We start from the raw sequence: 22,713 nt of genomic DNA, 5'->3' as shown, positions 1-22,713 counted from the left end.
GTCGAATCTGAACTGATATACAGCGTGAATAAGCGGCCCGGGGAAGTGATTCAGCCTGATTGGCGGCGGCATCTGTTTGATAATCAAATTCACTCACCGTTTTGCCTTAACAATGCGACCACTACCAGAGGGTTCTTTATGCATTTTACCCAGGCTATCGCCCGTCTCCCGGCCGCCACCTGCGGCGCAGGACAAACTACCGCCCGGCTGGGCGCGCCGGATATCGCCGCCACCACCCGCCAGTTTCTCGCCTATGTAGAAACCCTGCTGCAGCTTGGCCTGAAGGTCACGGTGCTGCCCGCGGCGGCGGATTATCCTGATGCGCACTTTGTTGAAGATACCGCGGTGGTGATGCCGGAACTGGCGGTGATTACCCATCCGGGCGCGCCGAGCCGTCAGGGCGAGGTCGATACCATTGCGCCGGTGCTGGCGGGGTTCCGTCCGCTGGCGCGGATGAGCGAGCGCGGGCATATGGACGGTGGCGACGTGCTGTTAGTGGATAAGCAGTTTTTTATCGGCCTGACGGCGCGCACCGATGAGCAGGGGATCCGCGAGTTTGCCGCCGCCGTTGAGCCACACGGCTATCAGGTCGCGGCGATTGAAGTGAGCGCCGGTCTGCATCTGAAATCGATCGTCAACTATGTGGGCCGCAATACGCTGCTGCTGACGGAAGGCTACGTTAACCATCCGGCTTTTAGCGGCTTCAACAGCATCGTGATCCCGGAAGAGGAGGCCTACGCCGGAAATACCCTGTGGATCAACGATACCTTAATTACACCGCAGGGCTATCCCCATACCCTCGGTGAAATCAGCAAGCTGGGAATGCCTATCGTGCAGCTCGACACCAGCGAATTTAAGAAAATGGATGGCGGCCTGACCTGCCTCTCACTGCGTTTTTAATCATCGCGCCAACACCGGGGAGATCGAAATGAAAATACGCCTTGCCGCATTACTGGCCTGTATGGCGCTCAGCGCGCCGCTGGCCGCCCAGCAGTTTGACACCATCAGCTTTGGCGTCGATGGCGGCTATCCGCCGTTTGACGTGCTGGCGCCCAGCGGTGAAATTACCGGCTTTGATATTGATATCGCCAATGCGCTGTGCACCCAGCTAAAAGCCAAATGCGTTTTCGTGAAGCAGCCGTTCGAAAGCATGATCGCCGCCCTCAACGCGCATAAGTTCGATGCCATTATCGCTTCGCTCAATATTACCGATGAGCGTAAAAAGGAAGTGGATTTCACCGACCGCTACTACCGCAGCGCGGCGCAGCTGGTGGCGCGCAAAGGCAGCCCGCTGTTGCCGGATGCCGACAGCCTGAAAGGCAAAACCGTCGGCGTCCAGACCGGCTCCACCCATGAAGCGTTTGCGAAGGCCAACTGGGCCAACCACGGCGTGAAAATTGTCGGTTACGCTAACCAGGATAACGTCTATCTCGACCTGCTCTCCGGGCGCATCGACGCTGCATTGCAGGATAATATCCAGGCGGCGACCGGCTTTATCGATACGCCGCGCGGGCAGAAATTCGCCTTTGCCGGCCCGGTTATCCAGGATGGCGGGATCTCCTCGGACGTCGGGATTGCGGTCAATAAAGACAATCCGGCGCTACGCGATGCGCTGAACGGGGCCATTAAGGCAATCCGCGCCGACGGGACCTATGACGCGATCCAGAAAAAATACTTTAGCTTTGATATTTATGGCAAATAAGTTGTAAAGGCGCGGGCGATGGCCTGCGCCCCTTTACGACCTCCGCGGAAGGCTGAATATGGTCGCAGACTATTTACCCCTGTTGTTACGCGGCGCGGCGCTTTCGCTGTGCGTGATGCTCTCTTCATTACTGGTCGCTCTGCTGCTGGGGCTGATTAACTCGCTGATTAAGCTCTTCGGCCCGCCGTGGCTGCGCCTGTTTTCCACCGCCTACACCACGCTGGTACGCGGGATCCCGGAGCTGGTAATTATGCTGCTGCTGTTTTTCGGCGGCGAGATGCTGGTTAACCTGCTGCTGGGTCTGGTGGGGTTGGGGCCGGTACGCTTCAATACTTTTATCTCCGGCGTGCTGGCGATTGGTTTTGTTTTCGGCGCCTATTACACCGAGACTTTTCGCGGCGCCTTTCTGACTGTCGATCGCGGGCAAACCGAAGCCGCGCAGGCCTACGGGATGCGACCCTGGACGGTGTTCCGCCGGGTGATGCTGCCGCAGATGCTGAGCTTCGCGATCCCGGGCATCAACAACAACTGGCTGGGGCTGATGAAAGCGTCGGCGCTGGTGTCGATCCTGGGCCTCGAGGATATGGTCTGGCTGGCCGAACAGGCCGGGCGCGCCACGCAAAAGCCGTTCCTCTTCTACTTTCTGGTCTCGCTGATTTACATGGTGATTACCGCGCTCTCCAGCTGGCTGTTCAGCCGCCTGGCAAAGCGTTACGCGCTGCGCTCTTCCACGGCGGGGGCGGCCTTATGAATCTGCAAACCTTTATCGATGCGATCCCGAGCTTTTTGTGGAGCGACGGCAACGGCGCCGCCAGCGGGCTGGCGGTAACGGCGGAGCTGTTTTTACTCTCCATCGTTCCCGGGATGGCGCTGGCGATAGCGATGGCGGTGGGGCAGGTGTACGGCCCGCGCGGGCTGGCGCTACCCATTCGCGCGTTTACATATTTTTTTCGCAGCACGCCGCTCTATCTCCAGCTGATGCTGATTTACTACGGCCTGTCGCAGTTCGATATCGTACAGACGGGCTGGATGAACGACCAGCCGTTCTGGCTGCTGTTTCGCGATGCGACCTTCTGCGCCACCCTGGCGCTGGTGCTCAACACTGCCGCGTACGTCGCGGAGCTGCTGGCGGGGATGATGGTGACTTTCCCTCGCCAGGAGTGGGTCGCCGGAGAAGCCTACGGGATGGGGAAATGGCAGATTATTCGCCGTCTGGTTCTGCCCGCGACCTTGAGGCGCGGGATCCCGGCGCTGAATAATGAAATGGTCTTTTTGCTGCACGCCACGTCGCTGGCCAGTACCGTGACCCTGCTGGATATTACCGGCGTGGCCCGCGCGTTCTACGCCATGACCTATTCGCCGTTTATTCCGTTTCTGATGGCCGCGGCGCTGTATCTGCTCTGCACCTTTTTGCTGATTTTCACCTTCGCGCGCGCCGAGCGGCGCTGGCTGGCGTTTATCCGTCGCGGCTAGTCAGGAGCGCTTAATGGCCTGCAGTTCGGTGAGGGTGACGATTTTATCAACGTGAAACTTTTTACTGGTCAGCCAGCTATCCGCCAGCTGGCAGTAGTGCGCCATGCTGCGGCAGCCGATACGCACCAGAAAGTCGAAGCTGCCGCTGACCAGCCAGCAGTCCAGCACTTCGGGCGTCTGGCGCATCTCCTGTTCAAACACCGGCTGCGATCGCCCGTGGTCGGCCAGCGCGATTTGCGCCTGCACCACAAACGCGTGCTCCGGCTCGGGCAGTTCTACAATGGCGCTGTAGCCGCGAATAATGCCGTCGCGCTCGAGGCTGCGCACCCGTTCCAGGCACGGACGGGCGGTAAGGTTTACCTGCTCCGAGAGCTTTTGATAAGAAATGCGGCCATCCCGGCGCAGGATTTCAAGGATCTTGTGATCGATACGGTCAAGCCGGATTTTCTTTTCCACAACCAGGACGTCCAATGAAAATTAAACACTATACATTACCTGAACATGCACTCGGTGGGCAGCGGCAATTAAGCCATTTTCATTTCGGCGCGCCCGGCACGGGAGAGAAGGTCTATCTGCAGGCGGGGCTGCACGCCGATGAAATTCCGGGCATGCTGGTTCTGCATTATCTTAAAAGATTACTCAGCCAGGCGGAACGGCGCGGCGAACTGCGCGGCGAAATCATTCTCGTACCGGTGGCCAACCCGCCGGGGCTGGCCCAGGTGCTGCTCAGCGGCGGCGTAGGTCGTTTCGATCTGGCGAGCGGGCGTAATTTTAACCGCGACTTCCCCGATCTGGCTGCCCTGGCGCAGTCCTGTCTGCGTCCGCCATCTCCCGGCTCGCGCCGCGATTATCTGCAGCAGGTGCGCGCGGCGATGCGGGATGCGCTGGCGGCGCTGCCCGTCGTCAGCGAAGTTCAGGCCCTGCGCCACCATCTGCTGAGTCTCGCCTGCGATGCCGATCTGGTGCTCGATCTGCACTGCGATGACCAGGCGATTTTACATCTCTACGCTGACCCGGTCTGGCAACGCGAGGCGAAGGTTCTGGCGGCTTTTCTCGGTATTGGCGCCGTGCTGCTGTCGCAGGAGAGCGGGGGCAACTCGTTTGATGAAGCCTGCGGCCTGCCGTGGCAGCGTCTTTGCGCGAGGAATCCGTCGTGGCGCCAGCAGCAGCCCGGCTGCATGGCGGTGACCGTCGAGCTGCGCGGCCAGCAGGAGGTGAATCACGCCACCGCCTGCGACGACGCCGAACGCATTTACCGTTACCTGCAGTACCGCGGCGTACTGGCCGGCGCGAAGCCCGAAATTCCACTGCAGGAAACGGTGATGCTGCCGTTTGCCGCCGGGGAGATTGTTACCGCCCCGGCCACCGGCATCCTGGTGCTGCTAAAACAGCCCGGCGAGTGGGTCAGCGCGGACGATGTGGTCGCGGAAATCATCGATCCGCTGACCGATATGGTCAAAGCGGTGCGCCCGACATCGGGCGGGCTGATTTATGCCAGCCGTCGGGCGCCGTTTGTCACTTTAGGGGCTGAAGTGATGAAAATCGCCGGCGAGCGGCCGTTCAGCGGCGGAGGCGGGCTGGCGCTGTAAGCGGTTTTTATGGTATCGCGCGGCTTAAAAAATCGTTCACCGTTTTCATGCACAGCTCGCGCTCTTCGACGTGCGGCATATGGCTTGAGGCTTCGAAAATGACCCACCGCGCGTCGGGGATGTGGTCCATAAAGGGCTGTACCACCTCCGGAGTGGCTTCATCGTAGCGCCCGGAAATCAGCAGGACCGGAACGTGAATGTGCGCAAGGCGGTCGATAATCGTCCACGCTTTCATGCTGCCGATAACGTGGAATTCGGTGGGGCCATTCATAGCGTGATAAACCGTCGGGTCGGCATCCATGGCATCGAAGGTGCGCCGCACTTCCGCCGGCCAGGGATCGAGCCGACAGACGTGGCGTTGATAAAATACAGCGCTTGCCGCCTTATATTCCGCGCTGTCCAGCGTTCCCGCCGCCTCATGGTCCAGCAGCGTCTGCTGGACATCGGCGGGCAGCTGCGCCCGTAGCTTTGCCGCACCCTGCAGCCACAGGGCCATCGATGCCGGGGAGTTGGCGATAATCAGCGCCTTTAACCCCTTTGGCTGCGTCACGGCGTGTTCCGCGCCGAGCATACCTCCCCACGATTGACCGAGGAGGACGTAATTATCGGCAATATTGAGATGCAGCAGCAGGTTAGCCAGTTCGTCGAGGAACAGCGCCGGTTGCCAGAAGTCGGGGGGCTGCTGCGGTAAATGGGTTGAGCGCCCGTTGCCTAACTGATCGTAGTGGATCACCGCCCGCCCGCTGAGGGCGATATCGCGGAACGCATCGACGTAATCATGCGTGCACCCCGGCCCGCCGTGGGCGACGACCAGCGGCGTGAGTCCGCTGTCGATATCGCCGCAAACGCGAAACCAGGTTTGATAGTGCCGAAACGGGGCGTAACCTTCGCGGATGGTATACATGAATCATCTTTACCCTGCTAAGTGGACCGGCTTTCAGGGTAAAGGCTGGCAACCGCGGCTGAACACTAGCAAAAATGCTAGTTCTTAGCTGTCGAGCAGGCGGTAGTGCAGGGCGCGGACCACCGCCTGCACGCGGTTGCTGGCGCCGAGCTTTTTGGCCGCGGTATTGAGATGCAGCGTCACCGTCGCCACCGAGCGGTGCAGCTTGCGGGCGATCTCTTTGGCGGTAAGTCCTTCGGCGGACCACGCCAGACATTCGCGCTCGCGGTTGCTTAGCTTCACATGACGGCAGGTAAGCAGGGTGCTGTCGAACAGCGGAAACGCCGACTCCTGAAACTGGTGGGCGAGCAGCATCAGCTGCGCCAGGGTGGCGCTGATTTCCCGTTCCTGACGCTGGCCGGTATGGATGCCGGTGAGGGTCACGAATCCTCCGTTGGGGAGATGCAGGGGAACCGTCGCGCCGCAGGGCATATTGTGTTCGCGCATATAGTCGGTGACCGCGGTGGGATGATTGTCCAGCCTCCCGCGTAGCATGCTGCTGTCCGGCCGTTGATAGGACCAGACAAAAGGCGCGCAGCTTTCTAGCGCGCAGTGCTGCACCGGATCAACCTGGTAATATCCGCGCTCGCACCATAGCTGGCGCATATCTTCCGGAACATTGCACGTTTTCAGCAGCGAAGGCGTAATCAGCTCCCCTTCCAGAGAACGCGGAACCGGCGTGTAGTCGTAAATGACCGCGTCAAATCCTAACTTCCGGGTTGCCTGAAAAAGTCCGCTGAATGCCTCTTCCAGGCTGCTCGCCCGCGCGCTGCCGGGGCGTTCAAATTCCAGTCGCATATAACCCCCTTCATCTAAAACGAGACCTGCGACGGGCACGATTTGTGCAAATCCGTCAATAGTTAGCGCAAAAGGCATGCAATTCCGGTGCCGTCCCGGCGCGGCGCAAAACTAGTATTTTTGCTAACTGTTCAGCGTCCGGGGTTGCCGTTAGCGTTAAGACAGACCCAACCCGCTTACCATCGACGATGAGGAATAGACCATGTGGAGCGAAATAGCGCCCGATCGGTGCCATAACATTGCGGTGGAAGGCTATAACGTCGTGGCCTATCAGTTTGGCGACGGCGATGAGACCGTTCTCTGCCTCAACGGCGGACCGGGGCTGCCCTGCGACTATCTGCGCGAAGCCCACGCCTGCCTGAAACAGCACGGCTATCGGGTGATCGCCTTTGACCAGTTGGGGACCGGAAAGTCCGACCGGCCGGATGACGCCAGCCTGTGGACGATGGCGCGCTATGTGCGTGAAGTGGAGACCGTCCGCCGGACTTTGGGCCTTGGTCAGGTGCATCTGCTTGGTCACTCGTGGGGCGGATGGCTGGCGATTGAAGTGGCATTGCACCATCCTGGCGCAATTCGCTCGCTGATTCTGGAAAATACCGTCGCCGATATGCCGCATCTGGTGCAGGAGCTGAACCGTCTGCGCGGGGCGCTGGGGCCAGAAACCGTCGCGATGATGCAGCGCTACGAAGCGCTCGGCTGGCTAGACCATCCGGCCTATCAGGCGGCGATTACGCTGCTGAATTACCGCCACGTGTGCCGTCTTGACGTCTGGCCAGAACCGGTTACCCGCTCGCTTGGGGACTGGAATATGGGCCCGTATATCACCATGCAGGGACCGAACGAATTCCTCTATAGCGGTAATTTAAAAAACTGGAACCGCAGCGCTGAGCTGGCGTCAATTCGCGTGCCCTGTTTGATCACCAGCGGCCAGCACGATGAACTGACGCCCGCCTGCGCCCTGAAAATGAAGCAGGGGCTGGCGAACGCTGAAATAGCCATTTTTGCCAACAGCAGCCACATGCCGTTTTACGAAGAGCCGCAGGCTTACTACCCGGTGCTACTCGATTTTCTGGCGCGCCAGCGCGACGCGGGAGGCTGTTAATGCATCGTTACCGCTTTCTGCTTTTTCGCCCGCTACAGCTGCTGCCGGTTCTGCTGGGTATCAGCCTGATCACCTTCATGATGGTGCGCGCGATCCCCGGCGATCCGGCGCGTATTCTACTGGGAGTGCGCAGCACGCCGGCAGCGCTGGCCCGCATCCGCGCGCAGTTTGCCCTCGATGAACCGCTGTGGGTTCAGTACGGCTATTTTCTGCGCAACCTGCTGCAGGGCGAGCTGGGGAAGTCAATTGTATACCGGGTGGATACCCTGAAGCTGATTGCCTCGCGGCTGGAACCGACGCTGTGGCTGGTGCTCGGCAGCGTTCTGCTGGCGGTAGCGTTAACGGTGCCGCTGGCGGCGATAGCCGCACGCCAGCGCGGACGCCTCGCCGATCGGTTGATTCGTCTGTTTACGACCGCCGGGCTCGGATTCCCGGCGTTCTGGCTCGGCATCATGCTGATTCTGCTGTTCAGTATCGTGCTCGGCTGGTTTCCGGTCTCCGGCTACGGCAGCGATTTTTTAGACCAGCTGCACCATATGGTTCTGCCGTGCCTGACCGTGGCGCTGGCGCTGTCGGCGGTATTGATTCGCAACCTGCGCGCCAGCCTGCTGATGGAGATGAATAGCGACTATGTGGTGGCGGCCCGGGCGCGCGGGCAGCAGGAAAGACGTATCTTCTGGCGGCACGTGCTGCCTAACTCGCTGGTGCCGACCATCAATCTGCTGGCGGTGAATATTGGCTGGCTTATAGGTAGTACGGTGGTGATTGAAAGCGTGTTTGCCATCCCCGGCCTCGGACAGCTGCTGGTTAAGGCGATTTTTAGCCGCGACTACATGGTGGTGCAGGGCGTGGTGATGGTCTTTGCCCTTGCCACCGTGGCGGTCAGCCTGCTGGCGGATATTCTGACCGTGGCCCTCGACCCGAGGATAAAACTATGAAGGCGATAGCGACCTTTTCCCGCCTGCGTCAGCGGGCGATCCCGCGTCAGCAGGCGCTCTTCGCCGGGCTGGCGATAGTCGGACTATGGCTAGTGGTCGCCTGTCTGGCGCCGTGGATAGCGCCGTTCGATCCGTTTGCCCAGGACGCTTCTTCCAGCCTGCTGCCGCCGGGCGGCGCGCATCTCTTCGGTACCGACAACTTTGGCCGCGACGTCTTTTCCCGCGTGCTGTGGGGAGCGCGGGTCGATCTGCAAATCTGCCTGCTGGGGGTCCTGTTCCCCTTTATGCTCGGCACCACCCTGGGGGCGCTGGCGGGCTATCTCGGCGGCGTGGCCGACGCGCTGGTGATGCGGGTTATTGATATCGTACTGGCCTTTCCGTTTCTGGTGCTGATGCTGGCGATTATCGCCATCCTCGGGCCGGGGCTGAGCAGCTTTTATATGGCGATGGCGATGGTGGGCTGGGTCTCCTACGCCCGGCTGGTACGCGCTCAGGTACTGACGCTGAAACAGCGCGATTTTATTCTGGCGGCCCGCAGTCTGGGCTACGGCCATCTGCGGATTTTGTTCCGCCATCTGCTGCCCAATGCGCTAACCGGAGCCATCATTTTTTCGATGTCCGACTGCGTTCTGGTGCTGCTGAACGGGGCCTCGGTGAGCTATCTCGGGCTCGGCGTGCAGCCTCCTACCGCCGAATGGGGGATTATGGTGGCCGAAGGGCAGAGTTTTATCACCACCGCATGGTGGATAACCACCTTCCCGGGGCTTGCCATCGTGCTGCTGGCGATGGGCTTCAGCCTGCTGGCCGATGGGCTGGGCGATAAGCTAGGGGAACGCGTATGAGCTTGCTGAAGGTAAATCAGCTGACGGTCATGCGCGGCGAGGATGTCGCGCTGGTGGATAACGTCTCGTTAACGCTTGAAGCCGGGGAGATGCTGGGGCTGGTTGGCGAAAGCGGGTCGGGAAAAACCGTGACCTGCCGGGCGCTGATGCGCCTGCTGCCGGGGGCCGGACTGCGGATTACCGGCGGTGAGGTTCTGCTGGATGGCCGGGATATCTTGTCCCTCAGCGAAGGGCAAATGTCGGCGGTGCGCGGCCGGGAAATCGGCATGATTTTCCAGAACCCGACCAGCCATCTCAATCCGGTGATGACCATTGGAGAACAGATTGCAGAAAGCCGCCGCCTTCACTTTGCGGCAAACCGCCGTCAGGCGCGGGAGGATGCGCTGGCCTTGCTGCGCCAGGTCGGTATCCCGGACCCGCAGAATCGGCTCAATAACTATCCGCACGAATTTTCCGGCGGCATGCGCCAGCGGGCGATGATCGCCGTTGCCCTCGCGCCGGAACCGCGGCTGCTGATTGCCGACGAACCGACCACCGCGCTGGATGTCACCGTGCAGATGCAGATTCTGCGCCTGCTCAGCGATCTGCGCGCCGAGCTGGGGCTGGCGGTCATTATGATCACCCACGATCTCGGAGTGGTGGCGCAAACCTGCGACCGGATTGCGGTGATGTACGGCGGCAGGCTGTGCGAAGTGGGCGGCAAACGTGAAGTGCTTGGCGGGCCCCTGCATCCCTATACCCGCGGGCTCATTGATTGTCAGCCGGCGAGCGAAGGCGGGCAGGGGAGGTTGACGATCATCGACGGCCAGCCGCCCAGCGCCGACCACTTCCCATCAGGGTGTCGCTTTCACCCGCGCTGCCGCCGCGCCGATGAGGCGTGTCAGAGCCAGCCATTGCTGCGTTACGGGCAGGGTTGCCATAGCCATGCGGTGGCCTGCCATCACATTTTGCCAGCACGGCAGGAGGGATAATGGTTAACGCTCGCTGGCCGCTGCTTGAGGCCGATAATCTTTGCGTCACCTTCCCGGTATCGGGCGGTCTTTGGCAGCCGAAGCGGGTGGTGCACGCGGTGAACCAGGTCACGATGCAGATCTTTCCCGGCGAAACGCTCGGTCTGGTCGGCGAATCCGGCAGCGGTAAGAGCACGCTTGGCCGAGCGCTGTTACAGCTTGAACGGGTTGCCGATGGCGAGGTGCGGTTCGCCGGACAGCGCATTACCCATGGCTTAACCAGCGATATCGCCCGTCTGCGCCAGCAAAGCGCGATGATTTTCCAGGATCCCTATGCCTCGTTGAATCCCCGGCAGACCGTAGGAGAAAGCATCTCCGAGGTGCTGCGCGTGCATCAGAAAGTCCCGCGCGGGCAGGAAGCGCTGCGGGTTGCGGAACTGCTCACCCTGGTCGGCCTGCGTCCGCAGCAGGCCAGCGCGAAACCGGCTCAGCTTAGCGGCGGCCAGTGCCAGCGCGTCGGTATTGCCAGAGCGCTGGCCATGGAGCCGCGGCTGATCGTGGCCGATGAGTGCGTCGCGGCGCTGGACGTCTCTATTCAGGGACAGATCGTCAACCTGCTGATGGATCTGCGGGAAAAGATGGGGCTGGCGATTCTGTTTATCGCCCACGATCTGGCGATTGTGCGGCGGCTCTGCGATCGCGTTGCGGTGATGTATCTCGGGAGAATTGTGGAAGAGGGACCGGCAGAAGCGGTCTTCACTCGACCGCTGCATCCCTATACCGCCGCGCTGGTCTCGGCGATCCCGGAAATCGACCCGGATAAACCGCTGCCGAAAAATTTGCTGGGGGGCGAGCCGCCCAGTCCCGTAGCCGTTCCACAAGGTTGTGCATTTCATCCGCGCTGCCCTTATGCGCAGGTGCAGTGCCGCACCGGCGCACCACCACCAACCCGGCAGATTGCCGATCGCGCTTATGCCTGCGTGCTCAACCTCGCGGGTGATGAGACCGTTTTTCCTTTAACTGGGGGATCTTTTGATGAAGCACAGGCAGATTAAGTTACTGGCGGCGAGCGTTTTTCTGGCGCTCAGCGCGGTGAGCGAAATGGCCCAGGCGGCGGGGGTATTGACCATTGGCCGCCGGGAGGACAGCACCACGTTTGACCCGATAAAATCGGCGCAAAATGCGGATAACTGGGTCTTTTCCAACGTCTTTGACCCGCTGGTGCGGGTGGATAAAAGCGGGACGAAGCTGGAGCCGGGCGTGGCTGAAAGCTGGACGATTTCTCCGGATGGCAAGGTCTACACTTTTAAAATTCGCGACACGACCTTCTCTGACGGCACACCGCTAACCGCCAGCGATGCGGCGTTTAGCCTGATTCGTATCCGCGATGATGAAGGCTCGCTGTGGCGCGACTCCTATAGCATTATTGCCAAAGCGGAAGCCCCGGACCCGCGCACGCTGGTGGTGACGCTGAAATCGCCTTCAGCGCCGTTCTTGTCGCAGCTGGCCCTGCCGAACGCCTCGGTGATTTCGCAGAAGGCGATGAAAGCGGAAGGCGAAGAGGCGTTTGCCGAAAAGCCCGTGGGCTCCGGCGCGTTTAGCGTGAAAGAGTGGCTGCGCGGAGAAAAGATCGTGCTGGTGAAGAACCCGAACTTCTGGCAGGCGAAAAACGTCAGCCTCGATGGCGTGGAGTGGTTAACCATTCCGGACGACAATACCCGCATGCTGAAAGTGCAGGCCGGCGAACTTGACGCCGCGCTGACCGTGCCTTTCTCGCGTATTGCATCGTTACAAAAGGATGCCAATCTGAAGGTGGAGCTGGATCCTTCTACTCGCGAGGACCATCTGCTGATCAACCATTCTCACGGCGCGCTGGGCAAGGTAGAGGTGCGCCAGGCGCTGGACTTCGCGATTGATAAAGACGCGATCGTGAAGACCGTGACCTTTGGCTACGGCCAGGTGGCCAACTCCTATATTCCCGCCGGAGCGCTTTACCACTATCAGGATAATCTTCGCCGGCCGTACGATCCGCAAAAGGCCAAAGCGATGCTGAAAGCGGCGGGCGCTGCCGATCTGAAGCTGAACTACGTGGTCAACGCCGGGGATGAAGTCGATGAGCAGATTGCCATTTTGCTGCAACAGCAGCTGGCGAAAGCCGGGGTGACGGTGAATTTGCAAAAAGTCGACCCGAGCCAGAGCTGGGATATGCTGGTGGCCGGGGAGTACGATATCTCGGTGATGTACTGGACCAACGATATTCTCGACCCCGATCAGAAAACCACCTTCGTGCTCGGTCACGATGCCAATATGAACTATATGACCCGCTATCATAACGACCAGGTTAAAGCGCTGGTGGCCGCCGCGCGCGTTGAAATGGACGGTAAAAAGCGCGAGCAGATGTATATCGACCTGCAAAAAATGGCCAAGGCCGATGTGAACTGGGTCGATCTGTATTACAGCCCGTACCGCAACGTCAGCCGCAAAAATATCGACGGTTTTTATCAGAATCCGCTGGGACGTTTCTTCCTGGAGGATACCGTAAAACGCTAATGCCTCTTTGCGCCGGTTGTTCTCTGACGCCGGCGCCTTTTTCATCTTACCGGCGGCGCGACACGGTTTGATGCATATCAACCAGCACATTAACTTTTACTATAAAAACTAAAAAAGAGTTGTAACCCCGCCTGCTTTTATTCAATTTATGTGGTGAATGTTTAATGTATTCCAATAAATAAAACATATATACATTAAAAAACAACACGTTAAATAAATCAGGGGTTAATTTTTGTGGCAAGTGCAAACAAACTCACGCTGTTCATCGTCATCTTCATGCTGTTGGGGATCCTCTCCGGCGCGGCCATCCACGCTTACGCCGGGCAAACGACCATTACCGCATGGTCGGAAAACATTACGCTGCTTACCGACGTGTTTCTGCGCCTGATTAAGATGGTCATTGCGCCGTTGGTGTTCAGTACCCTGACGGTGGGTATTATGCGGCTGGGCGAAACGGCGACCATTGGGCGGGTCGGCGGTAAAGCCATGGTGTGGTTTATTACCTCGTCCATTCTCTCCATTCTGGTCGGGCTGGTGATTGTTACCCTCGAGCATCCTGGCGCCGGTTTGAACCTGGCGATCCCGAAAGAGTCCGTGGATACCGGGCTGGCGGTGAGCGGGATGAGCCTGAAAGGCTTTCTGACCCATACCATCCCCACCAGCATTACCGAGGCGATGTCCAACAACGAGATTCTGCAAATCGTGGTCTTCTCGATGTTCTTCGGTATTGCCGGGGCATCGCTGGGGGAGAAATTCAACGCCCCGCTGGTGGCGGCGCTGAACGTGGTTTCCCATATTATGCTGAAGGTGACCGGGTACGTGATGTACGTTGCGCCGCTGGCGATTTTCGCCGCGATCTCTTCGGTTATCGCCTCCCAGGGGCTGGGGATCCTGCTTAATTACGCCTCGTTTATCGGCGGATACTATGTCGCGATTCTGCTGACCAGCGCGGTGCTGCTGGCGGTGGGGTATATGGTGCTAAAAAAAGAGGTTTTTCGCCTGCTGAACATGCTCAAAGATCCGGTGCTGGTGGCGTTCACCACCAGCAGTTCCGAGACGGCCTATCCGAAGACTCTGGAGCGTCTGGTGGAATTTGGCTGCTCGCGTAATATCGCGTCGTTTGTGCTGCCAATTGGCTACTCCTTTAACCTGGTCGGCTCAATGGTGTACTGCTCTTTTGCCGCCATGTTTATCGCCCAGGCTTACAATATTCAGCTGAGCTTTAGCGAAATTACCGTGATGATGCTGACGCTGATGCTGGCCTCGAAAGGCATTGCCGGGGTACCGCGTTCGGCGCTGGTGGTGCTGGCGGCGACCATCCCGAGCTTCAATATTCCGGTGGCGGGTATTTTGCTGCTGATGGGCATTGACCATTTCCTCGATATGGGGCGCTCAGCGATTAACGTGCTGGGTAACGGGATTGCGACGGCGATGCTGTCAAAAAATGAAGGTCTGTCGCAGAATGAGGTACCGGAGGCTGAAGTCGCGCCTCAGCAGGCGCAAGCCTGATCGTCGCGCGGCCTCTCTGACGGGGTCGCTTTTTGCGCAGAAAAAGAGGCCCCTGACAGGCACGCCAGGGGCAATGTGACGAAGTAACAGATTCCCTGGTAGAGGCATTTTTTATTGTATAAAAATACGCTCCGGTATTTTCATACCAGGGAACCGGGTCATGTTACCCGCTGCCCGTAACGCCTGAGTAGATGTTTTTCATTTTACCGATCTTTTTCGGAATCTCGTTCCTCGCAAGCCAGCAAATTCTTAATTTTACGGTACATAATGCGATCGTTGATGGCGCGTGCGCGCGTTTACCAGCGCTCTTTTAATAAGTTAATAAACTGGAAAAAGTCATAATTGTTATTAAGGCTGTATTTTTCCATAATTTTGCTTTTGTGCCAGGTGATGGTTTTAGGGGTGACTTTGTTGAGAGCAGAAATTTTACCGATATCAAAGCCATGAATAATGCCGGTGGCGACGGCCACCTGAGATTTGGACAACATCTTATGCGGGCAGTTCGTGCAAATTAGCGGCGAGTCGATCCCCTGCGTCAGAGGAAGAAGTTCATTTTTTTTCAGCTCGTGGCCAATGATTTCAAACATCTTATCGATATTAACAGCTTTGATTGAGACAAAGATAACGCCCTTAAGGCAGTTGACGATCAGCTCCTTTTCCGGAAGTTTGTCATAGCTGTGCAATATAATCACCGAACTGTTTTTTTTACGGTTCTTTATACTGGTATTGCACAGGTAGATCTCGCCGGGAAGAACTTCAGCGATGATGATATCCTTATCTAAAAAATCATTATGCTTATAAGAAAAAGCGGCTTTAAGGTTACCGCTGCGGCTGATGAGCTCATTGACTATGGCAACCAACGATTCTCGCAGAAAGGTATTCCTGGTGTTGATGGCGATGTTTATTTTTTTCATGGCGTTATTTCCCTGATAAATCAACATAACGCCATGTTGTGATCAATCCTCCGGGCGTATGCGGTGATTGTTGCTATACAGATTTGGTTATTATTAATGTGGCTTTAGTTATTTTCTGCGCGTAGAGTTCTTTGCTGAAAACGGAAATTTCTGTTTTCGCCTGTCGCGGATATACGACACAAGACTATAAACAGAAACGCAAAGGCAAAATACGCACAGCAATAAGGCTAACCATGTTTGCATGGCCATAATAGAGATCCTTTATCTTGATTTTTGGTGTTAAAAATGTATCTCGCAGGCACGTGAATATTTTTATACTCTTTGTTAAACCGTGCTCGCGATATGCGGACGAAATGCGCCTGACAAGCGGCCTGCATTCGGCTCGTGCTGAATACAGCAACAACCTGTTAGCTCAGGCCGCTTTGTGTCGAAACGCTCACGACGCCATTTCAATGTAAGAAAATTCTTAATGTGCTGTCAGTCTCATTTCTCTCATTCCTCTCAAAAACTGAAAAAAATTAACAAGAGGAGCGAAACTGAAAACATATTCGCAATGACGCCGCGCGGATGGCGGAATACTGACCGGCAGCGCTGCCGCTGCCGGCTGGGGAAAGGTCAGGACAGAAACGCCAGCCCTTTGCCAAAAATCGCGCGAATCGGCAGGGTGATACCGTGAAGGCGGGCCTTGTGGCGCAGGCGGCTGATCACGACGTCGATTCGATGCAGTTCCGGTTCGCCTTCATCGGTAAACAGAGAGGTATGCAGGTCAACCTTGCTGCAGACCTCATTGCGGTTACGCATTAACACTTCCAGCAGCCGGTACTCTTGCTGCGTGAGCGGCAGGGCCAGCCCAGACGGCGCCACAAGGTGCTCGCTCTGGAGTACCCAGTGAGACGGCGCTGGCCGCTCTGCTGATAGCGGCGGATTGACGCGTTCCGCCGGTTGTTGCTGGCGAAGCCGGGAGCCCAGCGCCTGGATGCTCTCCGCGAGGTCGGAAAAGTTGACCGGCTTGATGAGATAGAGATCGGCGCCGGCGTTTAAGGCCTGGAGCCGATCCTGCTCATGTCCTCTGGCGGTAATGACGACCAGGCCGAACTGGCCAATCTCGTGCAGATAATCCAGCACGCTCAATCCATCTTCGCCCGGCAGGCCAATATCGATCAGCACGATATCAACCGGATCGCGATGCAGCTGCCGCCAGAAGGCTTCGGCGCTGCCCACGGCCCAGGCATCGAAGCCGCGATGGCGCAGAAAAGCCAGCAGCTCGTCGAGTAGATCTGCGCTATCTTCGATGATAGCTACGCGTAATGTCATGGTTTGTCCTTCTGCTGTCCCGTCAGCGGGAGCGTGAGCGCAAATTCGCATCCGGCTGAGCTATTTTCTGCCAGCCACAGGTCCCCGCCGTGAGCCTGGATGATTTGTCGGGCGACATACAGCCCAAGACCGGTCCCGGCCGGCGTTGCGGTGTGCGTTTCGCCGCGCCGATAGCGCTCGTAGATATGCTCGACCTGTTCCGGCGGGATGCCGGGACCGCGATCGCCAATGCGTAATTCCACGTGCTTTTCCTGCTGATAAATCTCGACTCTTATCTCCCCGGCTGCGGCATATTTAACCGCGTTATCGAGCAGGTTGGCGATAGCGATACACAGCAGCCCGCTATCAATAAACAGCACCGGCGAAGGGGTGTCCGGACCCACAGTTTGCCCCTCAAGGGTGACATTCAAATAATGATTAAGCGAAAGATCCACGACCGTCGCGGCCATATGGATGACCGGCAGCAGTTCGGCTTCCTGCTTGTCGGCGTGCAGGTCTCGGGAGGAGAGGCGGGCGTCGGCCAGGCAATTATCGGTAAGCTGTACCAGACGGGTTGTCGCCCGCTGCATGCGGTCGAGGCGCGAGCTCTGCGTCACCGTTGAGGGGCACAGGCGCAGGTTTTCCAGCGCGGCCTGGAGGATCGCCAGCGGCGTTCTGAACTCATGCGCCACCATTCCCATAAACTGGCGCTGGTGGAAGCTGGCCTCGCGTTCAATCTGTAGCTCTCGCGCCAGCTGCTGCTTGCGCACCAGGGTACGGTTTTCCGCCCGCACCCGCAGTACGGCAATGATCAGGACGGTGACGATATGAATAATCAGCGCATACTGCCAGGTGGAATAAACCATGTTATGAAACGGAATGACGCCGTGGATAGAGAGCAGCGCCAGCCCGGCGGAGACGACGTATACCGGCGGCAGCAGCCCCAGCAGCAGGGTGTTGATATCAACCGCTTTGCGCCGCCACAGCATCCATGACGTGATCAACAGAATAGGGGCGGCGATAAAAAATATCCCGGCTTCAATCTGCATCGCCAGGCCGTAAAAGCCCAGCGGAATACTGATTTGCAGAACGATGTTTAAACCGATCGCCGCCAGCAGCAGTTGATGCAGCCGCGGCATATTTTTCTTGAGATCGAAAACTTCGCTATGTAGCCACAGCGCGGTGGCGTAGCTCACCAGCGACAGGCAGCTGATCATGTAATCCTGAACCGGCAGCAGGGCGCTGCCAAATAACCACTCCGGGTAGCCATGCAGGGCCGCGACGAGCGGATAGTTTAGCGAGAACAGGCAGATCCCCCACAGCAGGCGCCGACGCAGCGCGACGGCAAGCCACAGGGCGATGCCGCTGGCAATCACCGCCAGGCCAAAATAGAAGCTCCAGAAAGCGGTATCCAGGGTGGCCGAACGCACGAACTCCTGCGGGGAGGAGAGCGTCGCCAGCAGAATCAGGGTGCTGCTGCTCTGGAGACGGAATACCATCTCGTAGCCAGCCGCCGTGGGCGGGGGCGGTAGAATCAGCACGCTTTCGCGGTAGTCGAGATCGTTATCCCTGGCAGACGCATGGTCGCCAAACTCTTTCTGTCGCCACGGACTGTCGCTGCCGTAGGGGCGATAAAACACGGTCAAACGATCGACAAACGACGGACCGAGCTGCAGCCAGCGCTGTTCGCCAGCAAATAAGGCCGCCGGGAGCGAAGTGCGTAGCCAATAGGTCTTTGACGAATAGCCGAACGACGGGATAAGCGGCGCCGTTTTTAGCCCCTCTTCAGGGAGCGAAAGAAAGGCGTCGAGGGGCATCGTATCGCTGGCGTCGGCGTACCAGTAGACCGGGATATCGATACCCAGCTGGCGGACCTCCGCGCGGGCCGGCGCCCACCACAGCAGGGAAATGATGATGCCGCACATTGCCCAGAAATACGCGCTGTGGCTCCTGCGAATAAGATCAAAAAAAGCGCACAAACGATACAATCACGCCCCCTTATGGCATGGATTAATAAATCAGTACGGTAAAAATGAACAGGGACTCTGCTACTGGCACAGATAACCCTCCGCCATTCGGCAAATATACGTGTAGGGCTGGACAACGCAGCATTCTGCTGGTGCCGAAGATATTATTCCAGCGTTATCTACATGCCGGAGAACTGGCCAGACCTGCTGTAAGAAAATTCTTAATAAAAGTTAACGTATGGGGGAGTTGGATAATAAGCAAGCGGAAAGTTCAGTCGCGACATACGGTTTTATGATGTTATGCCATGAATTCACGTGATAGTTATATAAAAATTGACAATAAATTATTTAAGCAGCGCATATAAAACCAGATAGTTATATTAAACGTTAATACCGTTGTTATTGATGGCCGGATAAAGGCGGCGCATTGCCCGCATCGTCGAATGAGGTTAGGTACGGTTCGAAGGATTGCTGACGACAGGGGATAACAATGATTAGCATGGTGTTAACATTCCTGGCCGCTGTTTTAAAGCGATTGATTTTAACTAATTGAAATAAAAAGGATTGATTGTTTATTATTTGTCGTAAATGTTAACAGCAGATGCAAAAGTCAAAAATACCCGTATAATCATTGTCCCTTTTCCTGTCTTAAGTTTAAGCTGGAGGCACAATGGAGCTCAGTCGCAGGCAGTTCTTTCGCATCTGCGCGGGTGGTATGGCAGGGACGACCGTAGCATCGCTTGGTTTTCTTCCCTCGTTTTCCGCTCACGCAGAGACGCGTCAATATAAACTCTTAAAAGCTAAAGAAACCCGTAATAACTGCACCTACTGTTCAGTCGGCTGCGGGATCCTCATGTACAGCTTCGGAGATAACGCCAAAAACGTGCGTGAACGCATTTATCACGTCGAAGGCGACCCCGATCATCCCGTGAGCCGCGGGTCGCTGTGCCCAAAAGGCGCAGGCGTACTGGACTATATTCACAGCGATAACCGATTACGCTATCCGGAGTACCGCGCGCCGGGCTCGGATAAGTGGACGCGTATAAGCTGGGATGAGGCCATCGATCGTATCGCGCGATTGATGAAAGATGACCGCGACGCCAACTTTATCGAAAAGAATGCCCAGGGCGTCACCGTCAACCGCTGGACCTCAACCAGCATGCTGTGCTCTTCGGCGGCGAGTAATGAAACCGGGATCCTTGACGGTAAATTTACCCGCGCGCTGGGGATGGTATCGATTGACTGCCAGGCGCGCCTTTGCCACGGCCCGACGGTATCGGCGCTGGCGCCAACCTTTGGTCGTGGGGCGATGACCAACAACTGGGTGGATATTAAAAACGCCAATGTGGTGCTGATTATGGGCGGCAACGCGGCGGAAGCGCATCCGGTAGGGTTCAAATGGGTTATCGAAGCCAAAATTAAAAATAATGCGACCGTTATCGTCGTTGATCCGCGCTTTAACCGCAGCGCGGCGGTGGCTGACCTGTACGCGCCCATTCGCGCCGGCTCCGACAGCGCTTTCCTGCTCGGCGCGATCCGCTATCTGATCGAACACGATCGGATACAGCATGAGTACGTGCGTCACTACACCAACGCCAGCATGATCGTGCGGGAAGATTATGATTTCGACGAGGGGCTGTTTAGCGGCTTTGATCCGCAGAAGCGTCAGTACGATAAAGTCAGCTGGAACTATGAACTCGACGCTAACGGCTACGCCAGGCGCGATGATACGTGGAACCATCCGCGCTGCGTCTGGAATCTATTGAAACAGCACGTTGAGCGCTATACGCCGGAACTTGTCAACCGCCTGTGCGGCACCTCTTTACACGATTTTCAGCGCATTTGCGAACTGTTAGCCAGCACCAGCGCTGCGAATCGAACCGCGACAATCCTGTATGCCCTCGGTTGGACCCATCACACCACCGGAGCGCAAACTATCCGCGCGGCCGCGATGCTACAGCTGCTGTTGGGCAATATCGGCATGGCAGGCGGCGGCGTTAACGCGCTGCGCGGGCACTCCAATATTCAGGGCTATACCGACCTGGGACTGCTTTCGACCAATCTGCCGGGATATATGCCGCTACCGTCGGAAAAACAGGTTGATTATCAGAGCTATATTTCACAAATCACCCCCGCGGCGCTGGGCGTGAACGAAGTGAATTACTGGCAAAATACGCCGAAGTTTTTCGTCAGCATGATGAAAAGCTTCTGGGGCGATGCCGCTACCGCGGAAAACAGCTGGGGCTATGACTGGCTGCCGAAATGGGATCGTTTATACGATGTCATGACCCAGGCCGAGCTGATGGCCCAGGGCAAAATCAACGGCTACGTGGTGCAGGGATTTAACCCGCTGGCGGCGTTCCCGGATAAAAACAAATCCGCCCGCGCGCTGGCGAAGCTTAAATATCTGGTGGTGATCGATCCGCTGGTGACCGAGTCGTCGAATTTCTGGCAGAACCACGGCGAAATGAACGACGTGCGTCCTGCAGATATCCAGACCGAAGTCTTCCGCCTGCCGTCCTCCTGCTTCGCCGAAGAGAACGGTTCGATCGCTAATTCGGGCCGCTGGCTGCAGTGGCACTGGGCGGCGGCCGAACCGCCGGGCGAAGCGCTCCACGATGGCAAAATTCTCGGTCGCCTGTTTATGCGCCTGCGCGATCTGTATCGGCAAGAGGGCGGCGCAAACCCGGCGCCGGTGCTGAATATGTCCTGGGATTATCACGATCCCCTCGACCCGCAGCCGGAAGAGGTCGCCAGGGAGGCCAACGGCAAGGCGCTGCGCGATATCGTTGACGAGCAGGGCCGGGTGGTTATCAAAAAAGGCCAGCAGCTGAGCAGCTTCGCGCAGCTAAAAGATGACGGTTCAACCAGCAGCTACTGCTGGGTTTATTGCGGCTGCTGGACCGAGCAGGGCAATCAGATGGCGAACCGCGATAATAGCGACCCGTATGGTTTAGGCTGTACACCCGGCTGGGCATGGTCCTGGCCGGCGAACCGCCGCATCCTCTACAACCGCGCCTCCGCGGACCCGGCGGGTAAACCCTGGGATCCGCAGCGCTCGCTGCTGAACTGGGACGGCAAACGCTGGACCGGTATGGACGTCGCCGACTATAGCCAGGCGGCGCCGGGCACCAACGTCGGGCCGTTTATCATGAATCCGGAAGGCGTGGCGCGCCTGTTCTCGCTGGACAAACTAAACGATGGCCCGTTCCCGGAACACTATGAGCCTGTCGAATCGCCGATTGGCACTAACCCGCTGCACCCGAAAGTGGTCTCCAGCCCGGTAGCGCGCATCTTTCACGATGACCTGGCGAATATGGGCAAGGCGGATGAGTTCCCCTACGTGGCGACAACCTACTCGATCACAGAACTGTTCCGTCACTGGACCAAGCATGCGCAGCTGAACGCCATCGTTCAGCCCGAGCAGTTTGTTGAAATTGGCGAGGCGTTGGCGAAGGAAAAGGGCATCGTCGCGGGGGACACGGTAAAAGTGATGTCGAAGCGCGGGTTTATTAAAGCCAAAGCGGTAGTGACTAAGCGAATACAGGCGCTGACTATTGATGGCCGTACGGTGAATACCATCGGTATTCCGTGCCACTGGGGTTTTGAGGGGGCGACGCGGAAAGGATTCCTGGCCAATACGCTGACGCCATCGGTGGGGGACGCGAACTCGCAGACGCCTGAATATAAAGCTTTCCTCGTGAACGTGGAAAAGGCGTAACGGAGACGAATTATGGCTTATCAATCGCAAGACATTATCCGTCGTTCCGCGACTAACGGCTTCACCCCCGCGCCCCGCGCGCGGGACCACCAGGAAGAGGTGGCGAAGCTTATCGACGTCACCACCTGTATCGGCTGTAAAGCCTGCCAGGTGGCCTGTTCCGAGTGGAACGACATCCGGGATGAAGTCGGTCACAACGTCGGGGTGTACGATAACCCCGCCGACCTGACCGCCAAATCCTGGACCGTGATGCGCTTCTCGGAAGTGGAGCAGAACGACAAACTGGAGTGGCTCATCCGTAAGGATGGCTGTATGCACTGCGCCGACCCGGGTTGCCTGAAGGCCTGCCCGGCGGAAGGGGCGATCATTCAGTACGCCAACGGCATCGTCGACTTCCAGTCCGAGCAGTGCATCGGCTGCGG

21 protein-coding genes are annotated in these 22,713 nt (G+C 57.8%); 14 read left to right on the top strand and 7 right to left on the bottom strand.

All coding sequences use genetic code 11. The features are described from left to right. The first annotated feature begins 138 nt into the window (after positions 1–138). Genes HMPREF1144_RS21760 through HMPREF1144_RS21745 form a run of 4 tightly spaced genes read left to right on the top strand, consistent with a single transcriptional unit; the run spans position 139 to position 3,175 of the window. A complete protein-coding gene (locus HMPREF1144_RS21760) occupies positions 139–900 on the top strand; it encodes a dimethylarginine dimethylaminohydrolase family protein (protein ID WP_009653947.1) in 762 nt (253 codons plus the stop codon). Positions 901–928: 28 nt separating this feature from the next. Then, positions 929–1,702: an ABC transporter substrate-binding protein gene (locus HMPREF1144_RS21755; RefSeq protein ID WP_004852536.1), complete on the top strand. Its 774-nt coding sequence runs from the start codon at positions 929–931 to the stop codon at positions 1,700–1,702. A gap of 58 nt (positions 1,703–1,760) precedes the next feature. Further along, positions 1,761–2,453 carry an ABC transporter permease gene (locus tag HMPREF1144_RS21750; RefSeq protein ID WP_004852534.1) on the top strand — a complete coding sequence of 231 codons (693 nt, stop codon included), beginning with the start codon at positions 1,761–1,763 and terminating at the stop codon, positions 2,451–2,453. Continuing rightward, on the top strand, positions 2,450–3,175 hold the full coding sequence (locus HMPREF1144_RS21745) for an ABC transporter permease (protein ID WP_004122607.1): 726 nt from the start codon (positions 2,450–2,452) through the stop codon (positions 3,173–3,175). The genes HMPREF1144_RS21750 and HMPREF1144_RS21745 overlap by 4 nt, the downstream gene beginning before the upstream one ends. On the opposite strand, the gene HMPREF1144_RS21740 is transcribed toward HMPREF1144_RS21745, so the two are convergent. Then, positions 3,176–3,631 carry an Lrp/AsnC family transcriptional regulator gene (locus HMPREF1144_RS21740; RefSeq protein ID WP_004122605.1) on the bottom strand — a complete coding sequence of 152 codons (456 nt, stop codon included), beginning with the start codon at positions 3,629–3,631 and terminating at the stop codon, positions 3,176–3,178. A gap of 14 nt (positions 3,632–3,645) precedes the next feature. On the opposite strand from HMPREF1144_RS21740, the gene HMPREF1144_RS21735 reads away from it, so the two are divergent. Continuing rightward, positions 3,646–4,764, top strand: coding sequence for a succinylglutamate desuccinylase/aspartoacylase family protein (locus tag HMPREF1144_RS21735; protein ID WP_004852529.1), 1,119 nt, complete (start codon positions 3,646–3,648; stop codon positions 4,762–4,764). Between the two features lie 7 nt (positions 4,765–4,771). On the opposite strand, the gene HMPREF1144_RS21730 is transcribed toward HMPREF1144_RS21735, so the two are convergent. Further along, complete coding sequence (locus tag HMPREF1144_RS21730) at positions 4,772–5,668, bottom strand: proline iminopeptidase-family hydrolase (RefSeq protein ID WP_009653988.1); 897 nt, start codon at positions 5,666–5,668, stop codon at positions 4,772–4,774. Positions 5,669–5,752: 84 nt separating this feature from the next. Beyond that, positions 5,753–6,505, bottom strand: coding sequence for a helix-turn-helix transcriptional regulator (locus HMPREF1144_RS21725; protein ID WP_009654007.1), 753 nt, complete (start codon positions 6,503–6,505; stop codon positions 5,753–5,755). A gap of 202 nt (positions 6,506–6,707) precedes the next feature. Here HMPREF1144_RS21725 and HMPREF1144_RS21720 point away from each other — a divergent pair, with 202 nt between their 5' ends. The 7 genes from HMPREF1144_RS21720 (at position 6,708) to HMPREF1144_RS21690 (ending at position 14,396) form a co-directional block, all read left to right on the top strand. Beyond that, positions 6,708–7,607 (top strand): proline iminopeptidase-family hydrolase, encoded by a 900-nt coding sequence (locus tag HMPREF1144_RS21720; RefSeq protein WP_009653987.1) that lies wholly within the window; start codon positions 6,708–6,710, stop codon positions 7,605–7,607. Then, the gene (locus HMPREF1144_RS21715; RefSeq protein WP_004852520.1) at positions 7,607–8,545 is read left to right on the top strand and encodes an ABC transporter permease; all 939 of its coding nucleotides are present in this window, start codon (positions 7,607–7,609) and stop codon (positions 8,543–8,545) included. Before HMPREF1144_RS21720 ends, HMPREF1144_RS21715 begins: the two co-directional genes overlap by 1 nt. Continuing rightward, positions 8,542–9,387, top strand: a complete 846-nt coding sequence (locus tag HMPREF1144_RS21710; protein WP_009653975.1) for an ABC transporter permease — start codon at positions 8,542–8,544, stop codon at positions 9,385–9,387. Before HMPREF1144_RS21715 ends, HMPREF1144_RS21710 begins: the two co-directional genes overlap by 4 nt. After that, positions 9,384–10,358, top strand: coding sequence for an ABC transporter ATP-binding protein (locus HMPREF1144_RS21705; RefSeq protein WP_009654004.1), 975 nt, complete (start codon positions 9,384–9,386; stop codon positions 10,356–10,358). The genes HMPREF1144_RS21710 and HMPREF1144_RS21705 overlap by 4 nt, the downstream gene beginning before the upstream one ends. After that, positions 10,358–11,392, top strand: a complete 1,035-nt coding sequence (locus HMPREF1144_RS21700; RefSeq protein WP_009653960.1) for an ABC transporter ATP-binding protein — start codon at positions 10,358–10,360, stop codon at positions 11,390–11,392. Before HMPREF1144_RS21705 ends, HMPREF1144_RS21700 begins: the two co-directional genes overlap by 1 nt. Continuing rightward, positions 11,373–12,887, top strand: coding sequence for an ABC transporter substrate-binding protein (locus HMPREF1144_RS21695; RefSeq protein ID WP_009653976.1), 1,515 nt, complete (start codon positions 11,373–11,375; stop codon positions 12,885–12,887). Before HMPREF1144_RS21700 ends, HMPREF1144_RS21695 begins: the two co-directional genes overlap by 20 nt. A gap of 234 nt (positions 12,888–13,121) precedes the next feature. After that, positions 13,122–14,396, top strand: a complete 1,275-nt coding sequence (locus HMPREF1144_RS21690) for a dicarboxylate/amino acid:cation symporter (RefSeq protein WP_009654031.1) — start codon at positions 13,122–13,124, stop codon at positions 14,394–14,396. Between the two features lie 296 nt (positions 14,397–14,692). Here the strand turns inward: HMPREF1144_RS21690 and HMPREF1144_RS21685 are convergent, their stop codons facing one another. The 4 genes from HMPREF1144_RS21685 to HMPREF1144_RS21675 form a co-directional block, all read right to left on the bottom strand. Beyond that, on the bottom strand, positions 14,693–15,310 hold the full coding sequence (locus tag HMPREF1144_RS21685) for a helix-turn-helix transcriptional regulator (protein WP_004852507.1): 618 nt from the start codon (positions 15,308–15,310) through the stop codon (positions 14,693–14,695). A gap of 108 nt (positions 15,311–15,418) precedes the next feature. Beyond that, positions 15,419–15,559: a small membrane protein gene (locus HMPREF1144_RS33085; RefSeq protein WP_139158507.1), complete on the bottom strand. Its 141-nt coding sequence runs from the start codon at positions 15,557–15,559 to the stop codon at positions 15,419–15,421. 366 nt (positions 15,560–15,925) lie between these two features. Then, a complete protein-coding gene (locus HMPREF1144_RS21680) occupies positions 15,926–16,624 on the bottom strand; it encodes a response regulator transcription factor (protein ID WP_009654030.1) in 699 nt (232 codons plus the stop codon). Further along, positions 16,621–18,528: a sensor histidine kinase gene (locus tag HMPREF1144_RS21675; RefSeq protein ID WP_009653950.1), complete on the bottom strand. Its 1,908-nt coding sequence runs from the start codon at positions 18,526–18,528 to the stop codon at positions 16,621–16,623. Before HMPREF1144_RS21675 ends, HMPREF1144_RS21680 begins: the two co-directional genes overlap by 4 nt. Before the next feature lie 712 nt (positions 18,529–19,240). On the opposite strand from HMPREF1144_RS21675, the gene fdnG reads away from it, so the two are divergent. Further along, complete coding sequence (gene fdnG, locus HMPREF1144_RS21670; protein WP_071532301.1) at positions 19,241–22,291, top strand: formate dehydrogenase-N subunit alpha; 3,051 nt, start codon at positions 19,241–19,243, stop codon at positions 22,289–22,291. A gap of 12 nt (positions 22,292–22,303) precedes the next feature. Beyond that, the coding region (locus HMPREF1144_RS21665) for a 4Fe-4S dicluster domain-containing protein (RefSeq protein ID WP_009653958.1) at positions 22,304–22,713 on the top strand (410 nt) is incomplete at its 3' end.

Origin of the sequence: Klebsiella sp. OBRC7 (assembly GCF_000293135.1) — a bacterium.
Classification (GTDB): domain Bacteria; phylum Pseudomonadota; class Gammaproteobacteria; order Enterobacterales; family Enterobacteriaceae; genus Klebsiella; species Klebsiella michiganensis.
Note: the sequence above shows the minus strand (reverse complement) of the source record. Positions and strands in the feature narration are given on the sequence as shown.